Source organism: Halochromatium sp., from assembly GCF_046541315.1.
Taxonomy (GTDB): Bacteria; Pseudomonadota; Gammaproteobacteria; order Chromatiales; family Chromatiaceae; genus Lamprobacter.
The window spans coordinates 1-7923 of the sequence record NZ_JBKHDN010000131.1; the positions used below are offsets into that span (position 1 = coordinate 1).

Below are 7923 nucleotides of genomic sequence, written 5' to 3' on the forward strand. Positions count from 1 at the left end.
CAACTTCGCTCACTCACCGAGGCCTTGGACCCTCAGCCATCGGGCCTTCGATGAACAAAATCGACGCAGCCGCTCAACGCTCGCGCTGACCCCCTCGCCGTCGGCGAGTACCGCGTTCGGATCTTGCACCCAGGTAGCGATATCCGCGCGCACCCGTGCGCCTTGCAGATCGCGCGGCAGCATGTGCCAGCCATCGGCGTAGAGCAGGAGCCGGAGTTCCGCGGTATCGAGCGGAACCCCCTCGATAAACCGGCAGAAGGCACGCGGCGGAATGATGCTGTCGCGCTCGCCGTAGAGGATCAGCGTTGGAAAGCGTGGGTCGCGCGTCCGGCGCGCGGCGGGCCAGGCAACGGCCCGATCCATCAGGTTGGTCACGCCCCAGAGCGCCTCGATCCGGGTCGCCTTGATCACCAGCGGGTCACGACCCATCGCCCGCAGCATTGACCGATTGTCGGACGGCGAGATCGACACGCCCTCGCCGGTGAGCTTGAGTCCGGGCAAGGTGCGGGCGGCGAACGCGAGCGCCGCGCGTTGGTACCAAGGCATGCTGGCGCGCGACCAGACTGCGGGCGCGATCAACACCAGTCCGTCCACCTCCAGGGGCGCCTCGGCATCGGCGCTGAGCGCGACTGCCGCGCCCATGCTTTCGCCGATGAGGATCAACCGCGCGTGCGGATGGCGCGTGCGCAACAGCCCGATCAGGGCGCGGAGGTCGGCGCTGAGCCGCTCGCTGCCATGCCAGCGCCCGCTCTGACGGGTGCGGCCGAAACCGCGTTGGTCGAAGGCGTAAGTCGTGATTCCGCGCTTGGCGAGGTGCGTGCCGAGCGGCTCGAAGGCCTGACTGTAATCGTTGAAACCATGCAGCCCGAGGACGACGGTCTGCGGTCGCTCGGCGTCGCCCCAGCGTTGAAAGGGCAGCCGATAGCCATCGGCCATGCGGGCTGCGGTCGGCATCAGTCGCGGCTGGAGTGACGCGGCGTTGGCGGCAACGGTGGCCGACGGATTCGATGTGGATGTCATGGATGCGAGCGGCCGCGTGCCGCAGGCGCTGAGTGGAAGACCGAGCCATAGGCCAAACAAGAGCGCGCTCGCGACGCCCAGCCAAGACGACGCTCGCGCCGGCACGGGATCTCGGCTGGCGCGGGTCGCTGCCGATCGCCAATGGCGCATCGTGCGATGGCTCAGTGATGCCGCTGGTCCCCAGCGTCGGCGATCCATGGTGCGTCTGCGGCGCTGGGTTGGGGGGAAGCGGAATGATGGCCGCATCAGCCACTCAGCGGCAGTCGATCAGCACCTTCAGCACGCCTGGCTCGGCGGCCCGTTGCAGCGCTTGCACGCCCTCGGACAGGGGCAGGCGGGCGTCGATCAATGGGGTTGGGTCGACTTGCTGGCGTTCGAGCAGCCGCAAAGCGGCCGGGAAGGGACCGCAGCGCGAGCCGAGGACGCGAATCTCGTCGACCACCAACGACGACAGATCGACCGCGACCTCGCCGCGATAGGTGCTCTTCAGACAGAGGGTGCCGCGCGGGCGCAGCGCCTGGCGCGCCAGCGCGAAGCCGCCGGGGGCGCCGCTGGCCTCGACCACGAGATCGTAGCCGCCAGCGGCCACCTCCGACTCGCCTAGGCAGCGCGTGGCGATGCCGTCCAGGCGCTGGCGCTGATGGGCATGTCGCGCCACCACATCCAACTCGGCACCGGTCAGGGCGAGCACCCGCGCGATCAGCTGCCCGAGCCGGCCCGCCCCGACCACGAGCACCCGCTGCGAGGGCTTGATGTGGACCTGTTGCGGGATCTGCAGCGCGGCTGCCAGCGGCTCGGTGAACACCGCAGCGGTATCCGGCACCGTCTCCGGCACCCGATGCAGATTCCCGAGCGGCAGGCACAGGAATTCGGCGAAGGCGCCGTCGTGCTGTTTGATCCCGAGTACCGCGCGGCGCAGACAATGATTCGGCCGGCAGGCCCGACACTCGCTGCAATGACCGCAGCTCAGGTTGATCGTGCCGACGACGCGCGCGCCGATCCGCTCGGGCGCATCCGGGGCGGCGGCGATCTCGCCGACGAACTCATGGCCGAGCACGCCGCGAAACGGATAATAGCCGTCCAGCAGGGCGAGGTCGGTGGAACAGACGCCGGCCAGGCGGACCCGCACCAAGGCCTCGCCGGTGGCCGGGGAGGGTACGGGCAGATCGGTGTGCAGTCGCACCTCGTCATCAAGCCAAATGGCCTTCATGAGCAGCACTCCGGCAGTTGGATGGAATCCATCGGCGGATGGGCGGACGGATCGCCGGCCGCTGGACCGGCGAAGGCCGAGCCGACATGGCAACCGGGCCTCGGGTTATCCTTGGTCTTGGCATGGAAAAGCGCTGCGACTGGAAATTTGACGCGCATACCGCCAATTCAGCGGCTGCACGAGACAATCCCTCAGGCTTCGCGTCCATCGCCAGCACTTGACACCATCGATCGCCTTATTCTCAACCCCTCAGACCGGACACCAGGAGAGCCTGATGCCCATAATGGATGAAACCCACCTTGCCGCCGCCTATGGTCGCGTGCGGGCCTTCACCGAGCAGCTCTGCGAGCCCCTCGAGATCGAGGATTACGGACTCCAGACCGCCGTCGAGGCGAGCCCGCCGAAGTGGCATCTCGCCCACGTTTCCTGGTTCTTCGAGACCTTTTTGCTCAAGCCCTTCCTCGCCGGTTATCAGGTCTTCCACCCGCAATTCGAGCATCTGTTCAACTCGTACTATGAACAGACCGAGGCCGGCTTCTGGCCGCGACCGCAGCGCGGGTTGCTCTCGCGCCCGACAGTGGCCGAGGTCTATGCCTACCGTCGCCATGTCGATGACGCCATGGCGCGGTTGCTCGCCGAATGTCCCGCCGAGCACGCCGAGACCATCCAGGCGCGGCTCGAGATCGGGCTCAACCATGAGCAGCAACATCAGGAACTGCTCGTCACCGATATCAAGTACAACCTGGCCTACAACCCTTTGCGTCCAGCCTATCGCGCCGACCTGCCGCTGGCAAAGGTGCAAGACCCGGTGCCGCTGACCTTCACCGGCTTCGCGGGCGGCGTGTACAGCTTTGGGGCCGGGCCAGAGGCGAGCCAACCTCCGCACCAGCACCCGAATCAGCACAACGGCCAAACGCAGCGCCAGAGTCACAGCGAGAACCACAGCGCGAACCTCACCCAGGGTTTCGCCTACGACAACGAATTCCCCCGCCATCAGCGGCTGCTGGAGCCGTTCCGGCTTGCCGATCGCCTGGTCACCAACGCCGAGTACCTGGCCTTCATCGAGGATGGCGGTTATCGTCACCCGGGGCTTTGGCTCTCCGACGGCTGGGCGCGGATCAAGCACGAGGGCTGGCAGGCCCCGCTCTACTGGGAGGCGCTCGATGGTGTGTGGCACGAAACCACGCTCGGCGGTCGCCGTCCGCTGAATCCGGCCGAGCCGGTCTGCCACATCAGCTACTTCGAGGCCGAGGCCTACGCGCGCTGGGCCGGGCGGCGGCTGCCGACCGAGTTCGAATGGGAGCATGCCGCCGCCGGTCGCCCGGTGGCGGGCCATTTCGTCGATGACGGTCGCTTGCATCCCACCCCGGCCGCTGCCGGCACGCTCCAGCAGTTGTTCGGCGATTGCTGGGAATGGACCGCCTCGGCCTATCTGCCCTATCCGCGCTATCGTGCCGTGGATGGCGCGCTCGGCGAGTACAACGGCAAATTCATGAGTGGGCAGATGGTCCTGCGCGGCGGCTCCTGCGCGACCTCGCGCAATCATGCGCGCGCCACCTATCGCAATTTCTTCTATCCCCACGAGCGCTGGCAGTTCAAGGGCATCCGGCTGGCGGAGGACTTGGCATGATCGCTTCGACCGACCCGACCACGGCCAATCCGATCTTCTTTCATGATTATCATCCCGCCCCGGCGGATCTGCGCGCCGAGGTTCTGGCTGGCCTCGCCAAGCCGCGCAAGCAGCTCTCGCCGAAGTTGTTCTACGACGCCGAAGGCTCGAAGCTGTTCGACGCCATCTGCGAGCTGCCCGAGTACTATCCGACCCGCACCGAGATCGCCATCCTGCGCGCGCACGGTGCCGAGATGGCCCAGCGCCTCGGCCGCGAGGCGCTGTTGGTCGAACTCGGCAGCGGCAGCAGTCTGAAGATCCAGGTCCTGCTCGAGGCCTTGCGGCCGGCGGTCTACATGCCGGTCGACATCTCCAGCGCGCATCTCCAGCAGTCGGCGCAGGCGCTTGCGGCGGCGTTTCCGAAGCTCGAGGTGCATGCGGTCTGCGCCGACTACTCGGCGCCGTTCGAGCTGCCGGTCGATGATCACGAGCACCCGCGTGCGGCCTTCTTCCCCGGCTCCTCGATCGGCAATTTCGAGCCCGACGAGGCCGAGCAATTGCTGCACCGCGTCGGCGCCATCCTCGGCGCCGAGGGACGGCTGCTGATCGGCGTCGATCTGATCAAGGAGCGGGAGCGTCTCGAGCGGGCGTATAACGATGCCGCCGGGGTCACCGCCGCGTTCAACATGAACCTGCTCAGCCGTATCAACCGCGAGCTGGAGGGAGGGTTCGATCTCAGTCGCTTCCGTCACGAGGCCTTCTTCAACCCCGAGCAGAGCCGCGTCGAGATGCACCTGCTCAGCACCTGCGATCAGCGGGTCGCGGTCGCCGGCGCGACCTTCGCCTTCCGCGAGGGCGAAACCATCCATACCGAGTGCTCGCACAAATACAGCATCGACGGCTTCCATGCGCTGGCCGGCCGCGCCGGCTTCGAGGCCGAGCAGGTCTGGACCGATCCCGAACAGTTGTTCAGCGTGCACTGCCTGGTCTATCGGCCTTCGGAGCGGCCCTCGGCCATGTGCGCTGAGCCATGAAGTACCGGGATCTGCGCGACTTCATCGAACAGCTCGAGCAGCGCGGCGAACTCAAGCGCATCGGCGTCGAGGTCGATCCGCATCTGGAGGTCACCGAGATCTGCGATCGCACCCTGCGCGCGGGTGGTCCGGCGCTGCTGTTCGAGCGCCCCAAGGGCTCGCAGGTGCCGCTGCTCGGCAACCTGTTCGGCACCCCGCGACGGGTCGCGCTCGGCATGGGCGAGGAATCGGTCGCGGCACTGCGCGAGGTCGGCAAGCTGCTTGCCTTTCTCAAGGAACCGGAGCCGCCGAAGGGGATGAAGGAGGCCTGGCACAGCCTGCCGATCTTCAAGAAGGTGCTCGACATGGCGCCCAAGGTGCGGCGTCAGCCGCCCTGTCAGGAGCAGGTGTTCGAGGGCGAGCAGGTCGATCTGTCGCGCTTCCCGATCCAGCACTGCTGGCCGGGCGACGCGGCGCCGCTGATCACCTGGGGACTGGTGATCACGCGCGGGCCGGAGAAGTCGCGCCAGAATCTCGGTATCTACCGGATGCAGGTGCTCGGCCGCAATCGGGCGATCATGCGCTGGCTCGCGCATCGTGGCGGGGCGCTCGATTTTCGCGACTGGCAGCGCGCGCATCCCGGCCAGCCGTTTCCGATCGCGGTGGCGCTCGGCGCCGATCCGGCCACCATCCTGGGCGCGGTGACGCCGGTGCCGGATACTCTCTCCGAGTACGCCTTCGCCGGCCTGCTGCGCGGCAGTCGCACCGAACTCGCTGCCTGTCTCGGCTCGGAGCTGCAGGTGCCGGCCAGCGCCGAGATCGTCCTCGAGGGCCATCTGCATCCCGACGACAGGGCCCCGGAAGGGCCGTTCGGCGACCACACCGGCTACTACAACGAGGTCGATGAGTTCCCGGTCTTCACCATCGATCGCCTCACCCAGCGCCAGCGGCCGATCTATCACAGCACCTACACCGGCCGGCCACCGGATGAGCCGGCGATCCTCGGCGTGGCCCTCAATGAGGTCTTCGTGCCGATTTTGCAGAAGCAGTTCCCGGAGATCGCCGACTTCTACCTACCGCCCGAGGGCTGTTCCTATCGGCTCGCGGTGGTGGCGATGAAGAAACAATATCCAGGCCATGCCAAGCGCGTGATGCTGGGCGTCTGGTCGTTCCTGCGCCAGTTCATGTACACCAAGTTCGTCATCGTCGTCGACGACGACATCGATGCCCGCGACTGGAAGGACGTGATCTGGGCCATGACCACGCGCATGGACCCGGCACGGGATACGGTGATGATCGAGAACACGCCGATCGATTATCTCGATTTCGCCTCGCCGGTCTCTGGGCTGGGCTCGAAGATCGGCTTCGATGCCACCAGCAAATGGCCCGGCGAGACCACGCGCGAATGGGGTCGGCCGATCCAGATGGATGCCGAGGTCAAGGCGCGGGTCGACCGGCTCTGGCCGCGCCTCGGACTCGATTGAGCCACCAGCGCTGCCTGCCGATCAGGGTGCAGGGCAGCGCGCGGATGGGCACGGTCGGTTGCGGCTAGGCGCTCAGTAACGCCGTTGCGGTCTTTCGGTGCGGGGTCTGGCCTCGTTGACGGTCAATTTGCGCCCATCCTGCATGGTGTCGTTCAGCGCCCGGATGGCATCCTCGGCCTCGGACTGATTGGGCATGTCGACGAAGCCGAAGCCTTTCGATTGACCGGAGAACTTATCCTTGATCACATCAGCGCTGGCGACCTCGCCGAACTCGCTGAACATCTCGCGCAACGTCTCGTCATTGACCGTGTATTTCAGGTTACCTACGTAGATCCTCATCGCTCATTCTCGCAACGGTCGTGCATTGAGCACGCGCACACCATCGATCGATCAACGCACAACTCGAACGGTGGTGACACGGCAGCCTGGGCCGTATGCCGAGTGTAGCCCATTGCCGCAGGACTCGGACCAGTGTCACCGATGGCTTGATCGACGTCAATCGCGGTGCGCGACCCGAAAGCCGGCGCGCTCGATGGCCTGTTCCAGGGCGCTGGTCTCGACGCCACCGCCGCGAATCAGCACCCGACCGGTGGCGAGGTCGGGCGCGGCCTCCTGGACCTGATCGATCGACTCCAGCGCCTGCTTGACCGTCGCCACGCAGTGGCCGCAGCTCATGCCCTTGACCTCAAGGATCATGCTGTCGTCGGCGGCGCTGGTGGCGAGGCCGCCCCGCGCATCGGTGTTCGCACGGGTCTCGGCGCCTTGTGCGCGTGACAACCGCGCTTGCGCCTGTTTCCGTGCGCGGTATTGGCGCCGCCCCAGCATCGCCATCAACGCCAACAGCACCAGCGCCGACAGGACCGGCAGCCAGCCCTGCTGGTGTTCGTGCGTCAGCGTTTGCGCCGGCACGCTGGTCAACAACTGGTCGAAGAGCAGACCGAAGCCGAGGCTCATCGCCACCACGGTGCCGAGGTAGACCGAGAGCACCCGCGCGCCCAGGGTCCGATACACCGCACCGATGGTGACCAGGTTGGTCGCCGGACCCGCCATCAGGAACACCAGCGCCGAACCGGCCGGCAGCCCGGCCAGGATCAACGAGGCCGCGATCGGCACCGAGGCGGTGGTGCAGACATACAGGGGGAGGGCGATGGCCAGCATCACCAGCATGCCGAGCAGCCCATCGGCCCAAGGCCGGCCGGCGAAGAAGTCGGCCGGGGTGAGCGCCGTCACCAAGGCCGCCGCGATCACGCCGATGATCAGCCAGGTGTTGATGGCGCCGAGCAGGTCGAACACAGCGTATCGCACCGCCTCGCCGATGCGCGCCCGCCAGCCGCGGGGCCGGTTGTCATCGGCGCTGTCGCCGTTGGCGGCAGCGCTGGCCGGCGGGTCTGCAGGTACCGTGCGGTTGACCAGGACACCCCCGATCACGCCGGTGACAAAGGCGGCGATCAATTTGAAGAGCGCGAACGGCCAACCGAGAAAGGCGGCGGTGACCAGGATCGAATCGACCCCGGTCTGCGGCGTGCTGATCATGAAGGCGGTCGCGGCGCCGGGCGAGGCGCCCTCGCGGCGCAAGCCAAGCGCGGT

Annotated in this window: 7 protein-coding genes; 3 read left to right on the forward strand and 4 right to left on the reverse strand. The window is 67.0% G+C overall.

What is annotated here, in order from left to right; translation table 11 throughout:
• Positions 1-9: 9 nt before the first annotated feature.
• Both ACLFQI_RS09510 and ACLFQI_RS09515 read right to left on the reverse strand, forming a co-directional pair.
• The gene (locus ACLFQI_RS09510; protein WP_410758809.1) at positions 10-954 is read right to left on the reverse strand and encodes an alpha/beta hydrolase; all 945 of its coding nucleotides are present in this window, start codon (positions 952-954) and stop codon (positions 10-12) included.
• Between the two features lie 319 nt (positions 955-1273).
• A complete protein-coding gene (locus ACLFQI_RS09515) occupies positions 1274-2230 on the reverse strand; it encodes an MDR/zinc-dependent alcohol dehydrogenase-like family protein (protein WP_410758811.1) in 957 nt (318 codons plus the stop codon).
• A gap of 283 nt (positions 2231-2513) precedes the next feature.
• Here ACLFQI_RS09515 and egtB point away from each other — a divergent pair, with 283 nt between their 5' ends.
• The 3 genes from egtB to ubiD are packed head-to-tail and all read left to right on the forward strand — an operon-like array spanning position 2514 to position 6336.
• Positions 2514-3860 carry an ergothioneine biosynthesis protein EgtB gene (gene egtB / locus ACLFQI_RS09520; RefSeq protein WP_410758813.1) on the forward strand — a complete coding sequence of 449 codons (1347 nt, stop codon included), beginning with the start codon at positions 2514-2516 and terminating at the stop codon, positions 3858-3860.
• A complete protein-coding gene (gene egtD / locus ACLFQI_RS09525; protein ID WP_410758815.1) occupies positions 3857-4873 on the forward strand; it encodes an L-histidine N(alpha)-methyltransferase in 1017 nt (338 codons plus the stop codon). Before egtB ends, egtD begins: the two co-directional genes overlap by 4 nt.
• Positions 4870-6336 carry a 4-hydroxy-3-polyprenylbenzoate decarboxylase gene (gene ubiD, locus ACLFQI_RS09530; RefSeq protein WP_410758817.1) on the forward strand — a complete coding sequence of 489 codons (1467 nt, stop codon included), beginning with the start codon at positions 4870-4872 and terminating at the stop codon, positions 6334-6336. The genes egtD and ubiD overlap by 4 nt, the downstream gene beginning before the upstream one ends.
• A 72-nt stretch (positions 6337-6408) precedes the next feature.
• Here ubiD and ACLFQI_RS09535 read toward each other — a convergent pair whose 3' ends face one another.
• Together ACLFQI_RS09535 and ACLFQI_RS09540 are read right to left on the reverse strand one after the other, a co-directional pair.
• Complete coding sequence (locus ACLFQI_RS09535) at positions 6409-6675, reverse strand: RNA recognition motif domain-containing protein (protein ID WP_410758818.1); 267 nt, start codon at positions 6673-6675, stop codon at positions 6409-6411.
• A gap of 156 nt (positions 6676-6831) precedes the next feature.
• A partial coding sequence (locus tag ACLFQI_RS09540; RefSeq protein ID WP_410758820.1) for a permease occupies positions 6832-7923 on the reverse strand: 1092 nt, incomplete at its 5' end.